The organism is Bacillus sp. FJAT-42376 (assembly GCF_003816055.1).
Lineage (GTDB): Bacteria > Bacillota > Bacilli > Bacillales > Bacillaceae > Metabacillus_B.
Map to the genome: position 1 here is coordinate 4,201,458 of NZ_CP033906.1, position 23,437 is coordinate 4,224,894.

The 23,437-nt window shown below is 39.7% G+C and carries 17 protein-coding genes; 7 read left to right on the forward strand and 10 right to left on the reverse strand.

Annotated elements, in window-relative coordinates; all coding sequences use genetic code 11:
• Nucleotides 1-139: 139 nt before the first annotated feature.
• Entirely contained in the window at nucleotides 140-2,578 is a 2,439-nt protein-coding gene (locus CEF21_RS20960; protein WP_241156734.1) for a bifunctional diguanylate cyclase/phosphodiesterase, read from the reverse strand.
• Nucleotides 2,579-3,016: 438 nt separating this feature from the next.
• Nucleotides 3,017-7,021, reverse strand: coding sequence for a DUF2135 domain-containing protein (locus tag CEF21_RS20965; protein ID WP_123919787.1), 4,005 nt, complete (start codon nucleotides 7,019-7,021; stop codon nucleotides 3,017-3,019).
• A gap of 246 nt (nucleotides 7,022-7,267) precedes the next feature.
• Between CEF21_RS20965 and CEF21_RS20970 the strand changes: the two genes are divergently transcribed.
• The 4 genes from CEF21_RS20970 (at nucleotide 7,268) to CEF21_RS20985 (ending at nucleotide 11,031) form a co-directional block, all read left to right on the forward strand.
• Nucleotides 7,268-8,347 (forward strand): RNA ligase, encoded by a 1,080-nt coding sequence (locus tag CEF21_RS20970; protein ID WP_164462271.1) that lies wholly within the window; start codon nucleotides 7,268-7,270, stop codon nucleotides 8,345-8,347.
• Nucleotides 8,334-9,311, forward strand: a complete 978-nt coding sequence (locus tag CEF21_RS20975) for an ATP-binding protein (protein ID WP_123919791.1) — start codon at nucleotides 8,334-8,336, stop codon at nucleotides 9,309-9,311. The genes CEF21_RS20970 and CEF21_RS20975 overlap by 14 nt, the downstream gene beginning before the upstream one ends.
• Before the next feature lie 771 nt (nucleotides 9,312-10,082).
• Complete coding sequence (locus CEF21_RS20980) at nucleotides 10,083-10,709, forward strand: HNH endonuclease family protein (protein ID WP_123919793.1); 627 nt, start codon at nucleotides 10,083-10,085, stop codon at nucleotides 10,707-10,709.
• 76 nt (nucleotides 10,710-10,785) lie between these two features.
• Nucleotides 10,786-11,031: a hypothetical protein gene (locus CEF21_RS20985; protein ID WP_123919795.1), complete on the forward strand. Its 246-nt coding sequence runs from the start codon at nucleotides 10,786-10,788 to the stop codon at nucleotides 11,029-11,031.
• A gap of 327 nt (nucleotides 11,032-11,358) precedes the next feature.
• On the opposite strand, the gene CEF21_RS20990 is transcribed toward CEF21_RS20985, so the two are convergent.
• The 4 genes from CEF21_RS20990 to CEF21_RS21005 form a co-directional block, all read right to left on the reverse strand.
• Nucleotides 11,359-11,598 carry a hypothetical protein gene (locus CEF21_RS20990; RefSeq protein ID WP_123919797.1) on the reverse strand — a complete coding sequence of 80 codons (240 nt, stop codon included), beginning with the start codon at nucleotides 11,596-11,598 and terminating at the stop codon, nucleotides 11,359-11,361.
• A gap of 12 nt (nucleotides 11,599-11,610) precedes the next feature.
• Complete coding sequence (locus CEF21_RS20995; protein WP_123919799.1) at nucleotides 11,611-12,795, reverse strand: pre-toxin TG domain-containing protein; 1,185 nt, start codon at nucleotides 12,793-12,795, stop codon at nucleotides 11,611-11,613.
• Nucleotides 12,792-13,112 carry a hypothetical protein gene (locus tag CEF21_RS21000; protein ID WP_123919801.1) on the reverse strand — a complete coding sequence of 107 codons (321 nt, stop codon included), beginning with the start codon at nucleotides 13,110-13,112 and terminating at the stop codon, nucleotides 12,792-12,794. Before CEF21_RS21000 ends, CEF21_RS20995 begins: the two co-directional genes overlap by 4 nt.
• A 414-nt stretch (nucleotides 13,113-13,526) precedes the next feature.
• Nucleotides 13,527-15,044, reverse strand: a complete 1,518-nt coding sequence (locus CEF21_RS21005; RefSeq protein WP_123919803.1) for a bifunctional metallophosphatase/5'-nucleotidase — start codon at nucleotides 15,042-15,044, stop codon at nucleotides 13,527-13,529.
• A 473-nt stretch (nucleotides 15,045-15,517) separates the two neighbouring features.
• Between CEF21_RS21005 and CEF21_RS21010 the strand changes: the two genes are divergently transcribed.
• Genes CEF21_RS21010 through CEF21_RS21020 form a run of 3 tightly spaced genes read left to right on the forward strand, consistent with a single transcriptional unit; the run spans nucleotide 15,518 to nucleotide 17,271 of the window.
• Complete coding sequence (locus CEF21_RS21010; protein WP_123919805.1) at nucleotides 15,518-15,952, forward strand: hypothetical protein; 435 nt, start codon at nucleotides 15,518-15,520, stop codon at nucleotides 15,950-15,952.
• On the forward strand, nucleotides 15,930-16,703 hold the full coding sequence (locus tag CEF21_RS21485) for a hypothetical protein (RefSeq protein ID WP_206427791.1): 774 nt from the start codon (nucleotides 15,930-15,932) through the stop codon (nucleotides 16,701-16,703). Before CEF21_RS21010 ends, CEF21_RS21485 begins: the two co-directional genes overlap by 23 nt.
• Entirely contained in the window at nucleotides 16,687-17,271 is a 585-nt protein-coding gene (locus CEF21_RS21020; protein ID WP_123919807.1) for a hypothetical protein, read from the forward strand. Before CEF21_RS21485 ends, CEF21_RS21020 begins: the two co-directional genes overlap by 17 nt.
• A gap of 536 nt (nucleotides 17,272-17,807) precedes the next feature.
• On the opposite strand, the gene CEF21_RS21990 is transcribed toward CEF21_RS21020, so the two are convergent.
• The 4 genes from CEF21_RS21990 to CEF21_RS21035 all read right to left on the reverse strand — a co-directional run bounded on the left by CEF21_RS21990 (nucleotide 17,808) and on the right by CEF21_RS21035 (nucleotide 23,252).
• On the reverse strand, nucleotides 17,808-18,014 hold the full coding sequence (locus CEF21_RS21990; protein ID WP_481747689.1) for a DUF6933 domain-containing protein: 207 nt from the start codon (nucleotides 18,012-18,014) through the stop codon (nucleotides 17,808-17,810).
• A gap of 337 nt (nucleotides 18,015-18,351) precedes the next feature.
• Complete coding sequence (locus tag CEF21_RS21025; RefSeq protein WP_123919809.1) at nucleotides 18,352-19,293, reverse strand: hypothetical protein; 942 nt, start codon at nucleotides 19,291-19,293, stop codon at nucleotides 18,352-18,354.
• A complete protein-coding gene (locus tag CEF21_RS21030; protein ID WP_123919811.1) occupies nucleotides 19,283-21,154 on the reverse strand; it encodes a hypothetical protein in 1,872 nt (623 codons plus the stop codon). The genes CEF21_RS21025 and CEF21_RS21030 overlap by 11 nt, the downstream gene beginning before the upstream one ends.
• The gene (locus CEF21_RS21035) at nucleotides 21,135-23,252 is read right to left on the reverse strand and encodes a hypothetical protein (RefSeq protein ID WP_123919813.1); all 2,118 of its coding nucleotides are present in this window, start codon (nucleotides 23,250-23,252) and stop codon (nucleotides 21,135-21,137) included. Before CEF21_RS21035 ends, CEF21_RS21030 begins: the two co-directional genes overlap by 20 nt.
• Between the last annotated feature and the right edge of the window lie 185 nt (nucleotides 23,253-23,437).

The window sequence follows — 23,437 nt, forward strand, 5'->3', positions numbered from 1 at the left end:
AGGGATATCTCCGTGAAGTCAAGCACCATCCGCTCCAACCAGCCTACACCAATGCTTTAGATCAAGCATTTCACACAAAAACCCCCGGTATGCTTCAAATCAAAGCAAACCGGGGGTTTTCGATATCCCATTAGACATTCTATCTAACGCTGACAGCCGGCTGTTTTTCAAGCATGGCTGTGATGTCTTCCGCTGCAATCGGGCGGCTAAAAAGGTAGCCTTGTGCTTCATTGCAGTTCTTGTTTTCCAGGAACTTCCTCTGTTCCTCTGTTTCAACGCCTTCTGCAATCACCTTTAAATTCAGGTTGTGCGCCATATTGATGATGGTGTCAACAAGGGACGCGTCTTTTGGGTCGGTGTAGATATTTCGTGTAAAGGTTTGGTCGATTTTCAGTGTATTGATCGGGAATGTCTTCAGGTAGCTGAGAGACGAATAGCCAGTTCCGAAGTCGTCGATGGACAGGTGAATGCCCATGTCTCTGAGCTGCTGCATTTTGCTGACGGCATGCTGGGAGTCCTGGATAATGCTCTCCGTCAATTCAAGCTCCAGATAGGCTGGATGAAGATCCGCTCTTGATAAGGTGTCTGTAACCATTTCCACGAGATTGCTTTGCTGAAACTGGCGGGAAGAAATGTTCACAGCCATGCGAATCGGGGGATAGCCGTCTTGCTGCCACCTTTTATTCTGAAGGCAGGCCTCATAAAGCACCCATTCTCCAATCGGCAGGATTAAGCCGGTTTCTTCGGCAATCGGGATAAATTCTGCAGGGGAAATCATGCCCCATTCGGGATGATTCCAGCGGAGCAGTGCCTCCACCCCAATGATTGTCCCCGTCGCCACTTCCACTTGAGGCTGATACACAACGGTAAATTCGTTTTGTTTCAGCGCTTTCCGCATTCCGTTTTCAAGCTGCATTTTCTTTGAAACGATTTCATTCATGCTCGGAGCATAGAACTGGAAGTTGTTTTTCCCGTCTTCCTTCACCCTGTACATCGCTGTATCGGCATTCTTTATTAACGTCTCAATGTCACGGCCATCTGCCGGATAGACGGCAATCCCAATGGACGGGGTGACAAACAGCTCGATGTCCTTGATCGTAATGGACCGGCTGAACAAATCGATGATCATTTTCGCCTTTTTCGTCAGCTCTGTCGTACCGGTGTTAGGAAGGAGAATAATGAACTCATCTCCGCCCTGCCGGCTGACGGTATCGGACGAATCAAGAGCCGATTTCAGGCGCTTCGCGACTTCCTTCAGCAGCCGGTCCCCCGCATCATGGCCAAGGGTGTCATTAATATTCTTAAAGCGGTCCAAATCCATAAACATGATGCCGATTTGCTGCTGAGCAGCATCCGCCTGAATGATTGCGGCCGACAGCCTGTCATTTAACAGCAGCCGGTTCGGCAAATCCGTTAACGGATCCCGGTACACCATTTGGTTAATACGTTTCTCATTTTTCTTCCGTTCTGTAATATCCCGGATAATGCTGCTGAAATAGACCTTGTTGTCTTCCTTCCAGGAGGCCAAGGACAGCTCAATCGGGAACCGGCTCCCGTCTTTTTTCAGCCCCTCAAGCTCCACGGTTTTTCCGACTACCCGCTCTTCTCCCGTGGAAAGGTAGCGATTCATCCCCTTTTGATGGGCTTCTTTGTACTCGTCCGGGATGATGACCTGCAGGTTCCGGCCGGTCACATCTGCCTCCCTGTAGCCAAACATCCTCTCCGCCCCCTCGTTCCAGGAAAGGATGAGGCCCTTCGCATCCGCTAAAATAATCGCATCGTTCGCCGATTCGAAGACGGAACGGAATTTTCTTTCGGACTGAATGGATTGGTGCTCAAACCGCTGATCCACGAACATGCTGATGAACATAATCCCGAAGATCACCAGCATGCAAAAGGCAATGGAATAAGCTAAGAGTGTATTATCCATGGCCGCTTCCATCGACATCGTATGATGGGCATGAGGAGTAAATTTTGCAGCCGCCATTCCTGTGTAATGCATACCGGCAATCGCGATGCCCATAATGAGCGCACTCCCCGCCTTAATCCGCCAAATACCAGGTTTGCTGTGATTCTGACTTACATACTGCAGCAAATACAGCGCCACAATGGAGGTTATAAAAGCAATGACAGCTGAAAGGGTCCACAAAAAGGCATCATACTCAATGACAGCCGCCATCTTCATCGCAGCCATGCCGGTATAATGCATGGATACAATCCCCACTGCCATGAGCAGTGCGGCCAAAACAATTCGCACTCTTCCAGCAGCCGTCTCTCTGCTGATGACATACAGCGCCAAACCGGAAGCAATAATCGCTGGAATAATGGAAAGGATGACGACCGTTAAGTCATACGAGACCGGCATCGACAAATGAAGCGCAAGCATCGCCACAAAATGCATCGCCCAAATTCCAAGGCCCATCGCAAAGGCACCTGACACGAGCCAAATAAAACGGGCAGGCCGCTTCGCTTTATTAATTTTAATACTGACATCAAGCGCTGCAAACGAAGCTGTAACAGCGATAATGATGGAAAGGATAACAAGTGGAATGTTGTACATGATTGGTGCGTGTTCCATTTATGGCTGGATCTCCTTATTGGGGGATTTTCATTGGTTTTTCTTTCTATGTATATCGGCTGGGGGAGGAGATTTTTGATAGATTGTGGAGAGTATTAGAGGAATTTTTAAGCCTCCTTAATCATGAACCCAGTATTGGATACCATATCCCAATGAAAAAACAATTGAATAAGGACAATAGTGGATAGTCAAGGAAGGATTTATTAATATTTATATTTCTGATTTTCTCTTGATTTTATTTAGTGCTTTTAACATTGAAGTCCAGTCTGCCTTATGGAGGCTTTTTGTATTATCAAAGTTTTTAAGCAAAAATTCCCTGTTCGAATATGATCATACAATATTAAAAGGGATGGCCTAAGCCACCCCTTTTAATTTTATACAAGCTATTCTTGAAGATTCTACCTCTGCTTGATAAGCCGATTATAAAGTTGTGCTGCGTCAACGGCTTCCCATATCAAACCACATGTCAGAAAATTGAACGGGACGTTTATCGACTCCAAAGATTTCGTTTTGCAGGCTTGCGATTTCAACTCGATCTGTTGCATCAAAAGCCCCGTTATAGCTGTAATTGATGCGGACCTGGTTTTCTCCGCCTGATAACGCTTCACCCGTAGTAGATGTAATGCTATCTACATGGAAATTGGAAGCTCCGCCATCCTGACCATCTGTATATGTGAAGGTGAAATCATCCAGCTTTAAAGCTCCAGTAAGTTGTTCACTGGTGAAAACCGGATAATTAAATGTTAAATCTATAAAACCTGTACCCTCTTGATTGTGCATGGAAGTTGACCGTATTGGTCCCTGATGTTGAAGAGCTCCAAACCGATAGTTTCTATCAGATATCATCATTCCAGGATTATGGAACCTTCCGCCAAATTCACCATCTTTATCATTCAGCTGGAATCTCAATTCAGAGCTTTCAATTACTCCAATGGAATATACTTTTAATGTCTTGTCTGCTTCTATTGGAATATTATGTTCTAAAAGGTTAATCCATTCTCCATTTTCAATTTGGCACCATAATTGCATACCTGCGTCCGCAGATAAGTCTTCCGTTTCGAGTTCCATAGCTCCTGTATAGACGCCAATACCATTTTCCCTTTCATGCACATCCAGTGAGAGCTCGAGTGGTGTAATATTTGGGAAAAGAACTTCAGCTTCTGTACCAGCTGCTGGGGCTTCACTTAATGGCGGTACTGTAAAATTATCACTTCCGGGTTTTGTCTCTATGATATAACTATGATAAACATAAACTTTTCCATTAAACGCATAAAAGGCTTCTTCAAGTGCCTTTTGAGCTTCTTTGTATTCCTCTTCTGTTTTCCCAAATGTATCCGCAATAGCTTTTGCTGCTTGTAAATCTAATGCAAACTGATCAACAGCTGCCTGAGGGAAATCACCGACTCCACTCCCTGTATGTATATTTTCTTTGAAGGAAGTATAGTCTTTAATCTTTTCCAATAAAAGACCGCGGTCAGTAATGACTCTTGTCTTCAAGAAGTCCCTTATCGCGTTATTCAGGGATTCGATGGCCTGTTCCATTGTCTCGTCACTAGGATTTTCACCTAGGCTATTCACATTCTCAAGTGCATCTTCCAACTGATTAAAAGAAGCCTGCGGATAGTTTCCGTGCTCTTTACCAGCGATTTCGTCCTTTAGAATGGATTTCGCCTGGTAAATAGTCTGACTGAATTCAATTTCCCGCGGAGCAGAAGATAAAATTCTGTTTACAGGAACTACCTCTACGCTTCCACCATTATTGGTTACCTTCAGCTCAAAAACGAACCAATAGTCACTTCCTTCTGTGTCTTCCGTTAATGGGGCAGTCGGAACTGAAAAAACATTATCTGCTGTCAGAGAATTACCTTTAAAGATTTCAACTTTTCCCTTAGATTCATTAAGTGGTCTTTCTCCTGAATAGTTATTTACGTAGAATCTATATGTTCCGTTAGTCAGTTTTCGGATAGTCGTTGTTTCTGGTCCGTAAGATTCCGTATCATCCCAGTCAAGGTCTACAGCATTTGTTTCTCCATTACCTGATACTCTTTCTGCATACCACGTATGAAATTTGCCGCCATCTGCTCTAGGCCCGACTAAGTGAGAATCTAAGTCTCTGGGTCTTTCATCCCAGGTAAGCATGATTTTCAGTTCATTGGAAGCGGCAGCTCTAATTGCTGTTTCATTTACTAGCGTATTAAATTTCGTTGTATTTGCTGCTCCTAATAAATAAGTCGTTACATAGCCTGATTTGGAAAGCTCTGCTGTATATTCTCCTTGAGGAACATTTACCCAGTAGTTACCATACTCATCCGTGGTAACCGTTTTGAATATTGCACCATATTTGGAGTCAAATCCCTCACGGATTTTCAGCTGCATTCCGCTGATCCCAACACCATAGATATCCGTTATTCTTCCTCCAAAACCTTGAGCAATCGTATATTCCTTTGTAATCCTTTCGCCCGAAACTTTTGAATCCGCTCTCGGAGTGATGCTGACCTCTAATTTTTTATCCATATTCCCTGTAAGAATGACAGGTGTAAAAGTAAACGTATTTCTAGCATTGTTGTATTGAAGGTTACTCAGGGTGATCAGCTGTCCATCTAATTTCGCTGTAATATCAAAGTCTTCCTGAGTAAGACCAGCTACATAGTCTTTCATTTGCAGAGTAAGAGAAGATGGTGATAAAACCACATCGGTCAGTGCCGTTTTTTCAACTTGAGAATAGCCGGTTGTGTGATTTTCATTATTAACCGTTACAATAGTTCCAATATCCAGTACTAAGTTCGCAGGTGGTTGTTCTATAGAGGAGCCATTTGCATGTGCATTCACAGCTGCATGTTCAATAACCCCTCTTCCAAGCACTGTCGCCACTGCATTGAGGACCAAACTCCTAATGTCTGTCGCCTGATCAAGATGAATCCTAACCTGAGTCGCTCTATTATTAACGGTTTCAAAATTTCCGATCAACTCTACCTGAAGTCCTGAGCCTGCTGCAGTTTGAACACTTTCTGAAACCGTTACATTGGTAAATCCGTCACCTCCTGCTGCAAGATCATCTTCCTCAATTTTAGCTGCAGATTCTAAATGAACCTCAGCAACTTGAGTATTCCCGCTTGCCACTATTCGAACTTTCCCATCATTCTTGTTCACAATGACAGTCGCAAGAACAGAATCCGTAAAATGAATACTGTTTTCCCCGCCGCCTTTTACGAGTGTTTTGCCTTCAACCTTTACACCATTTAAAAATACGTCTCCCTGTCCGATTCCTTCATCCAGGATCAGATCGCCTTTGATATGAAGATTTTTCAGATTCACTCCGGCAACCGATACCGTGACGTTTCCATCAATGGTTTCTACAGTATCTTTTCCGTAATCTCCTGCAGCAGTAATAGTTGAAGGGATTGCAGAAGCAGATGGGCTAGGTGATGGAGATGATACAGGTGTAGAAGCAGGGGCAGGATTCAGCTCCTCGCTCATTTTGGATTGGTCCAGTTCTAGCTGCTTGTTCACTTTTTCCAAAGTGCGGTACTTTCCAGGATGTAATTTCTCTCCCTTCTCCTTCACATCAAGAGCACGTTCAGCCAATCTTTCAAGCTTCGCAAATTCTTTTTTGGCTGTCTCAGTGTCTCCTGCTTTCACCAAATCCGAAATTTGTTTCTGAAGCTCGTACATTGATACTTCATAAATAATCGTTTCTTTTGCTATTTTCGAAGGAACCAAATATTTAGAAAGGAACTCTTTCCTTGTGCTAGACCCATAGACCTTTCCAAAAACCCGTTCCGTTTTTGCAAGAGTGTCTGAGAGTTTCTGATAATCAGAAACTGCATCAGCTGTAATGCTCTCTTCATCAAAATGAAGTTCCAGTACCTTACGATCTTCCTCCAGCTTCTGACCCATTTTCACTGCATCTATATATTTTGCCGCACGCATAATGTGTTCTTCTGCATGCAGAACCTCAGCGCTTAATTTCTTCTGATCTGAACCCTTATATCCTGCGAGACTTTTCTTAGCCTTAGCAAGAGCTGCCTTCGAATGACTGAATTGAGCGATAAATTCCGCACTCATTTCTATTTGACTGGACTGATAGAAAGGTTTCAATCCGTTTGCCGCACTGACTCCTTCACGGACTGCCTGCTGTGTTCCTGTCTGTTGAACTGCTGCCTGTGATGATACAGGACTGACAAAGGCACTGGAAGCTATTACTGCTGCCGTGACTCCTGTCATTAAACCCTTAGATTTCTTCCTCATTCTTTTGTCTCCCTTTAGATAAATTAATAGTACTAAAGTAGTATAAAGCATACACAAAGTAAAATATGTCGTTTTTTGTATTATTTTATCAATTAATGATAAAAAATACCCATTAACGTTACGTCGTTTTTTCCTACTCCAACCTAAAAGGCTCTGTAAAAACCATTTTTCACAAAACCTCTCTATCTCAAACAAGTCTTAGTGTCTCCGTTTTTTACCCCAAAATATTTGTTACAGTAATTCATTCACTTCCAGTCATCAATTGCTTTATGAAGGCAACACTTATTAATACCTCATTGGAGCTAAGCCGTCACTCTTTTTTCAAATGCGTTTTTCAAAGTTTTCTAATTGTGTTGTTCATGAGGCAGTAACAGTCTCCCCTTATGCTAAACTGGAATTATATGCATATATTAGACAGTTACCGATAAAGGAGAGATGAATGTGTTTCCAAAAGATCAATACATGAAAGAAGTGGAGAGCAAGTTTATTACAAGGAGACACCATCCGGAACATCCTCATATCGTAATCCTTAACTATACCGAGCACGCAACATATGAGAAACGTTGGAATGAAGTGACATTACATTGCAGGGGGTTAATTATTGATGAGGCATCCGGCGAAGTCTTAGCCAGGCCCTTCCCTAAATTCTTTAATCATGGAGAAATGCCGGAATTAGAGTCAGAGATTCCATTTTCGGAGACGCCGGAATTTACGGTTAAACAGGATGGCTCTTTGGGCATTTGCTATCGAGTGAATGATAAACTGTACTGGGCGACGAGAGGTTCCTTTGAATCCGAGCAGGCAAAAGCAGCACAGCAGATTTGGGACCGTCAATACGCCCATGTGCAGGTTCCTCATGAAATTACTTTGTTAGTGGAGATTATCCATCCTGCTACCAGAGTTGTTGTCGATTACAACGGCATGTCCGATTTGATTATCATTGGGGCCATTAACCGGTTTACGGGACATGATTATCCCTATAACGAGCTGCAGGAACTCGGAAAAGCACTCGGAATGCAGGTTACGGAACAAATCAAGTTAACGGTTGAAGAAGCGATCAAGTTAAAAGAAACCATTGATCATAATAGCGAAGGCTGGGTTCTTAGATGGCCAAATGGGATGAGGCTGAAGATTAAAGGCAGCAGCTATTTAGACATCCACAAAATTGCTTATGGACTATCAGACAAGCTGAAAACGGAATACTGGTCCCAGGGAAAAATGGATGAATTAATTCTAAAAATGCCTGAAGAGTTCAGAACAGAAATCGAGCGCTTTACATCCACTCTTGATCAAAACCTGAATGACCTGTCCAAGATGATTACCGATCACTATTCGAACGCGAGCGTAAATTCTTCCGATCGAAAATCGTTCGCGATGTATGTCAATCAGCATGTGCCGAACGAGCTTAAATATTTAGTCTTTAAAAAAGCAGATGCTAAATTACATGAAGAGATCCTGAAGGAGCATATATATAAACATTACTTGCAGTACATAGGGAGGCCAAGCGATGCCGTCCTTTAATATGATGATCGGATTGCCCGGGAGCGGTAAATCCACCTATGCTGAAAAACTGGCAAAAGAAATCGATGCCGTGGTCTTTTCCTCCGATTTACTTAGACAGGAATTGCTGGGAGATGTCCATGATCAGGAAAGCAATGAGTTCATTTTTGAAGAAATGCATAGAAGAATCATCCAACACCTGGATACCGGCGGAAATGTAATTTATGATGCCACCAACACGAACCGCAAACGCAGAAAACACTTGATCAACCATGTGATCAAATGCGAAAAGAAATCGGCTTACTATATAAATGAACATTATGATACCGTCACGAAACGGAACACGAATCGCGAACGAAGAGTTTCACAGCAGGTCATCGATAAAATGTATCAATCCTTGCAGATTCCATTAGTTAACGAAGGCTGGGATGAATTGATTGTTGTTTCAAGTGAAAAGAATACGTTGGATTCCAGACTGCCTCTGGAAAACATGATTACTGCTGAATTAGAGCATGATGTACTTTTCAGCCATCTCCAATCCCATATTCCCGACTTTCAATCCATCTATAATGTGCCCCATGACTCTTCCTATCATAGCTTCTCCATAAGCAGGCACACGTATCATGTTTGGGAGAGGATTTTAAATAATGATCACGAAGCGGATAAACTTCAACTGCTGTGGGCTGCCTTGTTTCATGATCTGGGGAAAGGATTCTGCAAGTCCTTTGTTAATTTTAAAGGGGAGTCAACACGATACGCGAGCTTCATAGGACACGAATACGTATCCTCCCAGCTGGCCGTATACTGGCTAACGAAACTCGGATACGACAAATCATTTATACAATTAACAAGTGATCTCATACAAATGCACATGGTTCCCATGAATGCATCTGACAAGAAAATGAAAGAGGTTAAGCAGCTGATCGGGGAGCATGCATTTAACCAGCTTATGATCCTTCATGAAGCAGATACTGGTGCGAAGTGAATTTTAGGGCAAAGGGACGGTTCTACTCCTTTGGAAGTAAGAGAACCGATATTCATACTTTTATCCCATTTATTTTCATATGATCGCTGCTCATGTAAGAGAGCTGATTATTAAAAAAGACTGCTGAAATTTCAACAGCAGTCTTTTTTACGATTCAATTAATTCCCATTCCCTTTAACTCTAAATTTTCTCCTATGATTCCTAACTTTTCTACATGCTTCCTTGCCTTTCCGTAAGAGGTCCCGCTAACGAGAGAATAAGGCTAAATGTGCTTATCTTGATTCCCTTTTCCATACCGAGATTTTCTATATTAACTTTATCACTTTCACCAAATAAACCCATTTACACAAAGTCCTTATGTATCTGATCTATTTTTGATAACTAGTCTGATTTAACTAAGAAATAAACATGTAACTCTTTATTTCTCATGAGCTTCTGCCCAAGCATCTAGCCGAAATATGGAGTTTTATAGGGGGAGAAACAAAGAATGTTCAGGACTATATCATGATATTCCAATTAAAAAAGGCACTTTTCACCTTATGGAAAGACTTATTTTTCTTTACAAAATATAGATTCTTTACAAATGTTTAACTTGAGGGGGAGGGAGAAGGTACACTATCATTTCAGGTAGACACGTGCTCTTATTCGTTTAGTTTTAAAAATTAGCTCTGTTAAACTTGGCTGTTGATTGCAGCTAGCAGTCGTTCGCTCCAATCAACAGGTGTTAAAAATCAACATAGCCAAAAAATTAAATACAGGAGGCATCTCACCATGCTTAAAAAATCAATGCTGTTTGTTTTTATCCTGGTTCTCTCATTTGCTGTTGTGAAACTGCCTGCGGCTTCGGCTGTTCCTTCCGTGACTCCTTCCAAGGCGACCGTTCAGTCGTACTTGAACTCTCTGACTGTGAAGAGCGAGGAGTCTATGACAGGCTACTCGAGGGACAAGTTCCCTCACTGGATTAGTCAAGGCGGAGGATGCGATACCCGCCAGGTTGTACTCAAGCGTGATGCCGACTCTTACAGTGGAAGCTGCCCTGTCACTTCCGGTGTATGGTACAGTTACTATGACGGTGTCATGGTTTACTCTCCGTCTGAAATGGACATTGATCACGTGGTCCCGCTCGCTGAAGCGTGGCGTTCCGGCGCAAGCAGCTGGACGACAGCAAAGCGCGAAAGCTTTGCCAATGATCTAAGCGGCCCTCAGCTTATTGCGGTAACGGCAAGCTCAAACCGCTCCAAAGGCGACCAGGATCCATCAACATGGAAGCCATCCCGCTCCGGTGCAAGCTGCGGCTATGCGAAGTGGTGGATTACAACCAAATACAACTGGGACCTGCATCTGCAGTCATCGGAGAAAACGGCGCTGCAAAGCATGCTTAACACCTGCTCCTACTAAGTCTGTTCCAGCACGTACGTACGGTATCACGTCCGTACGTGCTGCACATTTTTATTCAATAAAAGGAGGCACCAATATGGAAACAAAATCAACGATCTTCACCGCAACCCACGGAGTCATGACCACTGAAGTCGGTGTCATCAGCGGCGAGCTCGAACTGCGCACTACGTGTGATAACAACGGCGTGCTTACCCTCGCCATCACCTATGCCGGCGCCGAGGAGTGGTACACACTTCCCGGGGAAAGTTATACTCTGCATGATGTACGTGATCATGGGGTTGTTCACGAAATGGTGGTAAATGTGCTGGAGCGGGATTCTTAAAAGTATGGAAATCGTCCCCAGCCCAAGTTTCTACGTAATGGCGAAATCTTACTGATTATTTCTAATACTCTGTGTACTTTCAGGTGTTTAATAAAGAATGAAAAGCGGCTGGAATGAAAAACCTCCTCCCATGAAGAATTAGATGACAAGAATGGGGGGGATCTTGGAGAGAAATTAAAGCCCTATAAATGCGCTGCAGGGGAATTTCTTCGTTAATATTAGAAAAGGAAGGGCTCTTTCGGAAAAAGTTCGATTCGGCACCCCTCCTCATAAAAAAAACCTCAATAAGGAAATCCTTGAGGTTATCCACCAAATAGTGATAGATTTTTATTTAATAATTTTTTCTCCCAGTATCGGTGTTATACCATTGATTTCTTCAACTCCAAAGCCAAAAGACTTTAACTGAGACTCAATTACTTCTAGTACATCGTAATAGGAAAAATTCATACCTAGTCTATAGTTCTTTTCTTCAAGACTTTCCGTATCTGTTGATATCAATGATTGATTGTACTTTTCTTGTAATTCCATTATCAAATCAGCCAAAAAATTCTTCATCTCATTATTCAATGTTATTCCACCTTACTTTCCTCTTAATATTCCTTCAAGTATTCGTTTTTGTTCCATTTGCCTTTGAATATCAGATGGCCATTTTTTATTTATCAAAGCTTCCTGTTGTCTTGGATCTAAATTTTTAAAATTCGGAATGGACTTCTCAGGATTTTTTATTTTATCTTGATGCTCTGAAATCTGTTTATTGATTGATTGTATACCTTTCTTTATTTCCTCAGGGGACTTATTTATATATTGCTTATAAAAACCTGAATGTTTTCCTCCATTTTTTGCAATATCATATGCATTACCTATCTTCTTATCCAACGACCTATACGAACCAGTCTTCACATCAACCTTCCCTACCATATCATCCGCTTTCCGCACCAGCTGCTTCGGAATGTTTTTTATGGCCCTGATACCAGGTTTTAACGGACGGGTGTAAGCTCCGCCACCTATTGTGATGGCAGCAACGACTTTATCGAAATTGGATAGCTTTTCTTTGGTAATAGCATTTTCACCTGAGCTTAGTTCTTTGGCAGATTTAAAATTTGAAATTCCCGGAATACTGTCCAGCCATGCCGATCCCGCCCGTTTTCTTTCTAAATCAGATATTTTTTTCCAAGTAAGCGGATCACGCCCGGTTAGGGTTTTTAATTGGTCCAGGGTTCCCATTGTTGCAGGGTGAGTGTTTAACTGCATTTCTACAGAATCCCTCAGTGCCTCTGCTAATTTATTCTTTTTCTTTACGAGCTTGGTTTTAGGGAGTGTTCTTACTATGCTTTTATAATTAATTTTTGGACTGGTTTTCTTTATTGTAGATTTTGGTGTCTCTACATTCCCCATAGGATTAACTAAAACACCATTTTCAAAGTAAATATGTTTTCTTTTCCATTCAATGATGGCCATAGGGTTGTCCTTAATCGATTTTGGAACGTCCCATGGATTTTCTGCGTAGATGGCAGCACAATTTTTGTCCGTTCCGAGCATCAGCTCCCGCGCAATAAACACCTTCTGATGTCCATGATCTAATTTTCCGAGGTACGTTTCCAGTTGTTTCAATAAGTTCATTTTAGCATGTTCAATATCAGCGGTGGTAGCGTAGGAGGAGGCTTTGGTGATGATGGATTGGCCTTCCTGAGCGATTTGGATGGACTGGCCGATTTTCTGGGCGAGTTCCAGGAGTTCCTGCGGTTTGATTTGGATATCCGTCATAGGGAGGCCAGCTCCTGTAAGAGACGTCTGATTTCCTCATTAATGGCCTCAATGGTTTCCACCCCGGAGATCTCCATTTGCCCAAGTAAATGATTGAGATCCTCCGCAAGCTCCTTGTATGCTGTCCCGCCTTCCCCGGTCCATTGCCCCAGATAGGTATCGTGAGCATTTTTAAGGCCCTGTTTGGTTTTGCGGAGCTCATCCATTCCTTCCTGAATATCAGCCTTGTATTTTTGCAGGGACGCCATTTTTTTCATAATCTCGATTCGTTTAGCCAGTATGGCTGCCCTGGCTTCCATTTCTATTAAATCCGGCAAAAATTCCACTCCTTTCCAGTCACTCATGAATATAATGGTAAAATAATACATAAACTCTTTCCATCATCCAAAAGTCCTTTTCTTATCCTTCAAGGAGGTTCTCTTGAACCATTCTATTGTTATGGCACTTCACAAACAGAATCTTTTTCTTCACCTTCTTTCCCTTATAAAAGTCACAATAAACAAAATTATCCAATTTGTTTTTTCACTCTTTAAACATGAAAAAGAAGCGCGGGAATCACCCCAACGCTTCTTTTTGCATAGGAAGGAAAACTATTCCCCCATAAACTCCCTTAAATCCCGGATCATTGCTTCATTCGAATAAATATAACTGCCCTTATTTAAATGAAAAAGCACAATGAGCAGATAAAGCCGATCATCGTGCTTTTTTTGTGGAATGCTATCTGTTTGCTCCTATTGCATTACGCTAATTCTACCCTCTGTCTTCACATCGATTACCCCTAAATCTTTTGCGTACTCGATTAAAACTTCCGCATCGGTTCTGGCGTTTGCCTCATTAACGAGTAAAGAACTGTCTTTGAACATGGTGTATCCGTCCCCGCCATTGAATACATAGTTTAACATGGCTGTTTTGTATGTTTTTTGCATGTCAATCGGTTCATTGTTGACTAGAATATTTTCTACTCTGGATCCTGCTGGTTTAGCAGGGTTATAGGAATAGTTCATGCCTGAGACTTGCATAAATCCTCCGCCGAGATTTTCGACTCTGGATACACCGTTCTCAAGAGCAGCTTTAATGGTTTCTCCTTTTACGTCTGCCAGGATGACCTTGTTTTGAAAAGGAAGAATGGCGTAAGCATCACGCAGTGTGAATTCCCCGGCCGGGATACTGGTCCGGATTCCGCCGCCGTTCATCATGCCGATATCCGCTTTGTAAAAGGAGCGATAGCTGTCGGCTACAAAATTACCAATATTCGTTTCCTGAAATCTCGTTTCATGGTTATCTCCATAATTGAGAGGAGTCTCTAATTTGGCGATTGGTTCTCCAAGCTTCTCCTCCAGCTTCTTTTGGTAATCATCTGCGAGCTTTTTTAACTCCGGATCTTCAGGAACCGTATGATCGACCTCGATTACGGCCGGCTTCAGCACAACGTCTTTTCCGTCTTTTGTGATATCCAGTCGAATCATAGACCCGAGGTTTCCTTCCGGAGCAGCTACGTAGCGATTATTTTCGTATTCATGGATGAAAGATTGGTCCTCTGCCTGTTCTTCGGTAAACACGGCATTAATTTCCGGGACGGCTGCTAATAATTGTTCATCCTTCTGTAACGATTCCTGCGTCAAAGCAATAATCGCGTCTACTTTTTTTGTTTCGTTCACTTTTTCAACTGCAGCTTTAGCCGACTGAATCAGATCCTGCTGGACAACCTGGCCATCTAAAGATGTCGTATTCATGTCATCCGTCAGACTTATGACTCCAATTTTAATTCCCTGCTTGTTGATAATTTTATAGGTTGGAACATCGGCAAATGGTTTTCCTTCTGAATCTGTAAGGTTAGAAGAAATCCATCGAAAATCAGATTGCTCAACCAGTTTCTTTGTCACATCCGACCCAAAATCAAAATCGTGCTGACCGAAATTTGCAAGATCAATGCCGATTTTATTAAAGGCTTCGACCATTGGAAACCCCTGGTACACAGCTCCAAATAGGGCGCCTCCGCCTAAGTCTCCTCCAAATGCCACGGCCGTATGTTTATTCTCGCTTCTCACACGGTCAATGGCTGTTTTCAGCCTGGCGACGCCGCCTCGATCTCCAAACTTATTGACAACCGGACTCATTTCATGAGCATCGTTAAAGTACAATACCGTTGCTTTGCGAGGACTCTCTTTGGCATCCGCGCCTTCATGGCTGATCAGCAAAGATCCGACACAAACGAAAAAACTCAATAGGGCAAGAAAAAAGCGATTCATAAACACTCTCCTTCATTGTAATAGGATTCATACCTATTAAATGTACAAGGGAGGTGTGAAGGGGATGTTACGTGGGTGTTAAGATGCTTATAAAAATTGAAAATGACGGGGCTAGAAAACAGATATTGGATAAAGTGGAACAGTATGTATTCAACCTTGATTAAGGTATTGGTGAATAGCCACGGTGCTTTACTCGCCTTTGCTGATTAAATCCTATAGTCATTCACAAATGTGATTCCAAGATGGATCCTGGTTAATGCTTAAGAAAGAAACAATATAACTCTATTATTACTTTGTAGAATGGAAAAAGAAGCACGCAAACCGTCTTGATGCTTCTTTTTTACAGATATATTCTCAGATACCCGTGGACAGCAGTGAAAAATATGTAAATATTTGTTATAAATAGTATATAGACTATATAGCATAGAATGAAGTGCAACGGCTTTAAAACTAATCGCTGCGGAGGAATGATGATGGGTACCAAAGAAAAGATATTAAATCTTTCATTTGTGACTAAGGAGCTTTTTCATTATATTTATGAGCAATCTTCTGCTTTTCTATTTGTAACCTGCAGTAACGCGAAGGAAACCCTTCAGACCCTTCGAAGTAAGGAAGCTTTTCTAAATGGGGAAAAGTATTGGGGGGCAATTCAGTATGAACAGAAAGGAACCCTCGTTAGTTTCCGATTCAAACGACAGAACATTCCTTCTGAGTTAAGGATGAATCTGGAAGAAATCAAGGAATTCAGGAGGGATAAAAACGAAGGGCCAGAAATAAATCCTAAAGCTGAGTCAATCGCCTTTAAGTTTTCTGAACTAGATTCAAAGTCTAAACCTGTTATACAAGAAATAATCGCATGTTTGAAGGCAGAACAGGAGAGATTCCATGCAAGCAGAAATTCACAATAAAATCTCTCAATCCGGCAGCAATTTATCAGACAGGCTTGAAGATAAACTGACCGGTGATTTTTTTGGCGCGCTTCGTTATTTGCCGATTGAGATTGGGCTTCAATCCGTACTGTCAGGTGTTCGTTTTCAAACTGCTGCCGGCCAGATGCAATGGCATGAAGAAATGATGCAGCTTACCGGATACATGGAACAATTGAAATTCTGGCCAGCCCATTATGAGGGAGAGATTGATCTTCTTTTGGAATTTATTCAATCAAACATCGGGATAGAAATCAAGTACTTGAGCGGTATCTCTTCTGAGGATGATGAGTCGAATGAACTCATAGATGATACAGCAAGTATCCATCAGCTATCCCGCTATTCAAGAATGCTGGCTGATATAAAAAAAGAGAAGGAAGCCTTCTTAATTTTCTTGGCCCCTTACCCGATGATGCGGTCGGTGGAAAAATCTCTATCAGTAAGAAACATCATCAACCCGCATGTCCACCTTGGGTTTCTTTGCTGGCAGGATATTTATGATGCACTCATCAAAATCGATACTGCTTCACTGGATACAGGTCAGAGACTGATTATAGAGGATCTGACTGCCCTTTTAAATAAGAAAAGACTCTATCGTTTTAAAGGATTTGGAGAATTCCGGACGATTTCAAACGAAGCTTATGTATTTACAGGAGAACAGCCAGAAATCCAGCTTTGGGAATGGCCAGCCACTCAAATATCAAGGAGGAATCACTATGTCTGTAACACTTAATGAACAAGGTCAAAACATATCTGCAGCGGTAGAAGTTCTGCTAGAAACCTATAAAAATCTTGAAATTTTCTTCTCTGAGTTGGATCGAGTAGGGGAAGAAGAAGGATTTGTCACATTAACACCGAGATTTATGAGGTGGAAATCAGATACGGATTATACCGGCTGGCTAATTCAAGACTTCTTAAAATTATACCAGCTAGAAGCCGATCCAGTGAGTGAAACGTTTCCTGATTTGAGAATAGGAAATCTATTTGGGGTGGAAGTAAGATTAAATGAAAAATACCCAGTCCTATCATTAATTCGATATGATGTTGATTACTCCCATTGGACAAGAATGCCTGCTGTTTCAGACCATTGGGTTTTCTATGGTCCATTCAAGTATGAGAATTTTTTTGATATTAATAAAGTGGGTAATCGCTGGACTTCCACTACCCGGGAAAAAGGAATCAAACGGCATTGGGGAATTAAGAGAGCGATTGCAGTTGATCTTCAGTTAGTAGATGTTAAATCTGTGCAGGATATCCGATTGCAAGTTCTAGAGAAATTGAAAGAGCTAACATTTGATTAAATCTTGAATTAGATGAAGGCAGGAATTCACCTGCCTTTATTTATTACCTATTTCTCACTTGAATCCAAATTTCCGATGGCGAAGTGAGCTTTAATAATATCTTATTTAAGGGTTTTAAATAGGCAGATTCCATGTACTTAATAAATGACCTATATGATGAAAAAGAAGCCCGAGAACCGTCCAACCCTCCCAGCACCAGAACTTCAATATTAAATAAGGCTAACCCCAAAATTCCACTAAATCCCGATACATCGCTTCATTTGAATAAAAATACACCCCTTCCCATCACCAACCATCAACGAACTGATCCGCTTGCTCATTTCTATTTGTACTAGTGCATCCATATCCAGGTAGTCTTCGCCGAAATACACCGCATCACATGCTTTATTGAGACTCGCCACCAGTTTTCAATCTTTTGTTTTAGCAAAAGTAAGCTGGGGAGCGTGCTCAAATATTTTTTAATGATTTCTTCTTTAATGGATTCGGATTGAAACACTTCACGAATTGCGTTTCCAATCAACGGATTGATTCTCTTTTTATCCTTTGGCTTTTAATCCGTAAAGGACAATTGCGTAACGGTTTTTATCATTAGCAAGCACCAGAAACTTGTGCCTGCCGATCTTCAGCATGTTGGCGTGCCACGATAGCAGAGGATTTGATTCTTCAACCGGTTCAACAGGAGTTACCTTCAGATCATCGAGAAGTTTTTTCGTACATTGTATAAGTATTGGGTTCTCCTTTATGGATTGAGATGATTTAGGCTTTCTTTAAACGTAACATGAATAAAGAAAGAAGTAGAATACCACACTGACCATTTTCATCATTCTCAATCACTTTACATAACAGCCCGTCGTTCCCGGACGCTACAAGCTCCTCCATTTACTTTGCTTTCTCCAAATCAAACTGAATGGGCAGAAAGCCAAAGTGATGCCATCTTCTCTAGAAAAGCAAGAACTTGAAATTTCACAAAGGGAGCTCTAGGGAGGTAACACATTGGATGCGGAAATAAGGAGCTAGATTCAAAGGAAAATAAAATGCCCTGAAGAAATATTTTCCACAGGACATTAAACTGCCAAAATATTATTTTAGTAATAACGAGAGAAATTCTCCTAATGTTAAAATACTGAAGAAAATCAAACTGATTCTTTGATTTGATTTCATTTGGGCTGCTTGATTTTCAAGCTGTGTTACTAATTCCTGATTTTCAGATTTTATTTCACTAACAATCGATTTAAATTGGATAATCTGCTCATTATTAGTTTCATCAATGAATGTTCTTAATTGGATAATTGAATTTTCGTATTCCTCTTTTATATGCATTTGGCTTTCTGCATGCTGTTCAACGATCGTTTCCAAATGCTCATGTATGACTTTTAAATTTTTTAGTTCCAACTTTACTTTTTCATTGGAATTTTGTATCAATTTTATATGAGAATCATTTGTTTTTTCCACCAAATCGATTTTCTCTAGCAGTTCTTTTTTTACTTCATTAAATATACTTACACATTGTGTAATTTCTTCCTGAAAAGAAATTAATGCAGTCTTCAGCTTTTCATTTTCCAGTTGAAATGAATTATAAAATGAGTCGTGACGTTCATTAAATTTATTTAACTGCTGATAGGATAGTTGGAGGGACATATCAATATTTTGTAGTAAATCCCTATGGTTATTTTTGTCGCTTTCTAATGTTTCAGTGATTTTCATATTAAAATAATGAACAAGATCTTCTAAGTATTTCTGAATAGTACGATCCTGTTCTTCTAGATTATCTTTTGTCCTTTCTGTAAACTCCGTTACACTGCTGTTTACCATATTTACACTAGCGCTTGTAAACTGTATGTCCTCTTTTAATTGCTCTTGTAAATCAGACAGCTCTTGAGTGACCGCTATTATAAATTGTTTTAATTGTTCATTTAAATCATTGATAAATACCTCTTGATTTAGCTGTTTTAAGGAAATTAGTGCCTCTTCATATAATTTATCTTCACTTGTTTTAACTGGCGTTTTAAGTTTAGTCGTCATAATTAAACTCCATTGAATCAATAATATTTGCTGCATCCGTTCCTAACGTGTATAAAAATAAGTTGGCTAAGTATTGATCTTGTAAACTGGCAGATGCAGCCATTTCCAATAAGGCATCCTTGCGACGAATAAAATGTTGTATAAAGAAATGTTTATATTTCGCCGCATGTTCTAAATCTTTATTCCAATATTTAACATCAAGCTGCAGTTCTTTATCTAACTTCTGAATCTGCTCATTTTTATGTTGTAGGAGTATCTTTTTCTCCTGCACTTTTACATTTAATTGATTTTCTAAGCTTTTCTTTGATTCTCTCAATTCTTCTTCCAGGAGAGAACATCTTATCCTCAACTTTTGATAAGCACCGGAGATATTTGAACAAGCAGTATTAATTTCTTCAAGCAAACGTAATAATATTTCTTCTTTTTTGGCATAAAAATGTTTTTGAAAGAAATACAGATCAATTTTGGAGTAATCCCAGTATAGAAAGTTGATCTCAATATTTGCATCTATTCTTAAACTTTTATAACTTGGCAGTTCAAGATTGTGGTTTATTTTTTCTAAAAAACCATTTATTTCATCCAAATGGAGTCTCATACTATCTTGAATAACTAAGATTGTATTAGAAGTAAGTTCATTTAGTTTGCTTGCTTTTCGTTCTATAGAGGCTTTTTCAAATAGTTTCTGGACCCTGTTCTTAAAATAGTCCGATTTGATTTTTTTTACATAAATTTCATCTGCTTTAACTAAGCTTTCATTTAAAACTTCTATTCGTTCTGTGACTGCTATAAGTTCGTCAGTTTGTTTATCAATAATCGTTTTAAAATTTTTTTCTATCCTCTTAGACTCTACTTTTTCTAAAGCAATTTGATTTTCAAGATGTCTGATTTCCTGTTCGCTTTGTTTTAATATCTCCTTGTAATAGCCCGTTAAGAATCCAAAGGAGATTTTTTGGACATCCACATTATAAATTAGATTTTTAAAGGAATATAGTATGTCACTAGCAAAAAGGCGTTCTTGTTCAGTTAAGTTTTTAAAACTCCCACCTATTTCGACTGGATAGATCGTTGGCTGATTTATCTTTAATATTGCTTCAATCTCCCGCTGATAATAGGCCACAACATCATATGAGCTCTCAAACTCCTTATTTTTAATCCTTTTATTTACAGATTCAGGTGAAAAAGCACGAGTTAAAATGACAAAATAATTCTCTGGGTGTTCATACCATTTCAATAGCTGAGGCATTTGAATGTCTCGTAAAAATGTTAAATCTGCAGCTCCATTAACGATTAGACATATATGTGAATTTGGAATCCAAAATTTCACACATCGTTCAACATGCTTTATCTCGTTTTTTTCAGCAGATTCGATACCAGGTAAATCAATTAACTCAATAGAAACCACTTGTTCGTCAAATTTTGATTTAGGAATCGCAATAACTACAGGATCTACATTTTGTATAGATCCTGATTCAACTAGATATCTTACATGTGCCATTTGATCTTCTAACTGCTGTGTAGTTTTTATGATTTTTTCTTTTTTATTAGGCATTTTTATCATATACTCATCGGTTGGAGATATTTGATATTTTGTTACGGTAGCAGTAGCCGATTCACCTAGCTTTCTTTTTCCCCGTAAAAAATCTGATATTTCCTCTAAATACTCTTCTTTAACACCAAGTAATGTTAAAATAAGCGTTGTTTTTCCTACCTGAGTTGGTCCGTACACTGAAATAATAAGTTTTTTACTGCTCTTTGCATTTTCCATCGCTTGAAAAACCTGAAAACGAGACAAAAAGTCATTTTTTGCTTCAAACGCCCAATCCAGGCGGTGCTGCTGAAATTCACTTAATAAATGCTGCATTTCTAAAAGCCACTTCTCTTAATTTTCCGCATTCATTTTTCAGTCGAGCAATGCGTGAATCTATTTCTTCGTAAACAGATAAATTTTCGTTATTTTTTCGACGTGCTTGATAGGCTAGGGCTAACCTATCTTCCATTTCATCCATCACTTCCCCAATTAATTCTAGGGTTGATTCTACTTGATAATTTCCTGCTGCAGTTAAGACATTCCGAGCATAATCTTGACGCTCAAATTTATATTTTTCAATTTTTTCTGCACCCTTTTTGATAGCAAATGCTGTTGTCAAAGCAGCAATTGATCCACCTGCTAATCCTGTAGCTGCACCGGCAGATAGTCCAAGAGATTGCAAAGCCCCTACAATAGCACCAAAACTATTAAATTCACCGTCTATTGCATCGATACCGAAGAAAATCGCTGTGCCTGCTATCATTTGCTTCATATCAACTGCTAAATTTTCCACTTCTCCTTTAAATGATTCTACATTTCCAATTTTCTCTTTTAACAACTGATAATCATTCATTTCAGTTTCACTTACATCATATTGCTCTATAATTTTTTTTGTCGCAATTATCTGTTGAGTAATCCCACCAGCGATAATTGGCATGTAGCGTAATTGTTGATCAGATAATGTAATATCCAATTCATTAGGGTCCAAATACTTTTTGACTTCAATTAATGCATGATTAATGTCTTGATTAAATAAATCCTTTTCATCAATTTCAGAATAAGGAATTTGATTATTGATTACGTTCGTTTTTATAAAGCTTAATTGCATCTGGGAAGACGTTGTGTCTTGCTGTCCAATTTGCCCCATTTGTTGAGTCCTTACAGATTTATATTTACTCGCATTCTTTTTGGTGATTGCATCTATTGATTTCAGCATCATCTGGTCGAGTTTGTGGGGATCATTTGTTGCGTAAATATGCTTAATCCAATCCACAATTTCTTGCTTATCATTAAAAGTTAAATCGTTTTTAAAAGCAGCTTTTATTTTCTGCAGCAAATTGTGTTTTTCATTTCTCAAATCGTTATTTACCATCCCAAGGCAATGGCTAACATGCTGATCCATTGATTGATCCATATTCTTTTTTATTTCTTTTAAGTATTGTTCTCTGTATTTATTAAACACTTTCGAAATAAGCCGCAATTGGTCCGAATTATCTTCTGTATCATATTTAGCTTTAATAGAGCTTTCAATTTTGCATATCTCTTGAAACAGGGACTGGCTAATTTGTACTAGTTTATTATAATGAAGCCCTAAAGAATCATAAGTAAAACGACTGTTTTGCATAATTAATCTTTCTATCTCAGCGGGAACATTTTCAAAATCTTTATCGGAATAGACTACTTGACTTTGATCTTCAATATTAAATTTTTTAACTAAATTGTTCACAATGGTTTGTCTTTTATCGTCATTCAATTCACTGGCATGGGTTAAAACAAAGCCTGGTGCTTTGTCTTTATATACATTCGATACTTTTTGCAGGAGGATCTCCTGATCCATTTGGGCAAGACGCATATGATTCAATACTAAAATCATTCCGGTAGAACAATTTAAAAATAGATCCAAAAATTTTTGAGAATCTGATTTAGCACTTCTTTCAAAACCGGGTAATAAAGCTAACGTTAAATGACCGAGCTTTTTTTCATCTGGTAATACAACTTCAAACCAAAGCATATCACTGCTAGGATTTTGCACACCTTGATTTAGTTCAACTTTGGAAACTCGTTCAGTTACAACTTCCCAACTACCAGATTCATTTCTTACAGATTTTGCAGAATGAAATTGCATTTCATGAATATGAGAATTTGAAGATATTAGAACAGGACGTTTCTCACCGACCCCTACCTCCGATAAAAGTAAATCTTCAGGCAAGCCTAAAGTGCGCTTTATTAAGTACGTTTTTCCAACACTTTGTAAGCCAGCCACCGAGATAATATGCCGTTTTGTAAATAAGTTCAGCACGTTTAATTCATTATAAAAGGACTCTATTTTTTCAGTATTCTCATTTACACGATTTAATTTCGCAATCAATTCATGCAAATCTTTTACCATCCTGTTAATTGTGAAGTCTGAATTAAATTCAATAGGCTGCATAACCTTCTCCTTAACCTTATATAATATTTCCTTAATTATAACAATTTAAGGAACTAATATACTATTTATAAATTATTTTACAATTTTTTTATTGATCTTGCTGTTTAATGCTTCTTATACCCTTAAATGGCGAAAGCTTGCGAAGCAGGGTGACGGTTCTCACGCTTTCCTGCCACCTCAAGCCT

Excerpts from the sequence above, each read along its gene's own strand:
- CEF21_RS21030 (WP_123919811.1), bottom strand. The coding sequence starts at position 21,154 with ATGCAGCATTTATTAAGTGAATTTCAGCAGCACCGCCTGGATTGGGCG.
- CEF21_RS21025 (WP_123919809.1), bottom strand. The coding sequence starts at position 19,293 with ATGACGACTAAACTTAAAACGCCAGTTAAAACAAGTGAAGATAAATTA.
- CEF21_RS21010 (WP_123919805.1), top strand. The coding sequence starts at position 15,518 with ATGGGTACCAAAGAAAAGATATTAAATCTTTCATTTGTGACTAAGGAG.
- CEF21_RS20975 (WP_123919791.1), top strand. The coding sequence starts at position 8,334 with ATGCCGTCCTTTAATATGATGATCGGATTGCCCGGGAGCGGTAAATCC.
- CEF21_RS21485 (WP_206427791.1), top strand. The coding sequence starts at position 15,930 with ATGCAAGCAGAAATTCACAATAAAATCTCTCAATCCGGCAGCAATTTA.
- CEF21_RS21020 (WP_123919807.1), top strand. The coding sequence starts at position 16,687 with ATGTCTGTAACACTTAATGAACAAGGTCAAAACATATCTGCAGCGGTA.
- CEF21_RS21005 (WP_123919803.1), bottom strand. The coding sequence starts at position 15,044 with ATGAATCGCTTTTTTCTTGCCCTATTGAGTTTTTTCGTTTGTGTCGGA.
- CEF21_RS20960 (WP_241156734.1), bottom strand. The coding sequence starts at position 2,578 with ATGGAACACGCACCAATCATGTACAACATTCCACTTGTTATCCTTTCC.
- CEF21_RS20985 (WP_123919795.1), top strand. The coding sequence starts at position 10,786 with ATGGAAACAAAATCAACGATCTTCACCGCAACCCACGGAGTCATGACC.
- CEF21_RS20980 (WP_123919793.1), top strand. The coding sequence starts at position 10,083 with ATGCTTAAAAAATCAATGCTGTTTGTTTTTATCCTGGTTCTCTCATTT.
- CEF21_RS20995 (WP_123919799.1), bottom strand. The coding sequence starts at position 12,795 with ATGACGGATATCCAAATCAAACCGCAGGAACTCCTGGAACTCGCCCAG.
- CEF21_RS21035 (WP_123919813.1), bottom strand. The coding sequence starts at position 23,252 with ATGCAGCCTATTGAATTTAATTCAGACTTCACAATTAACAGGATGGTA.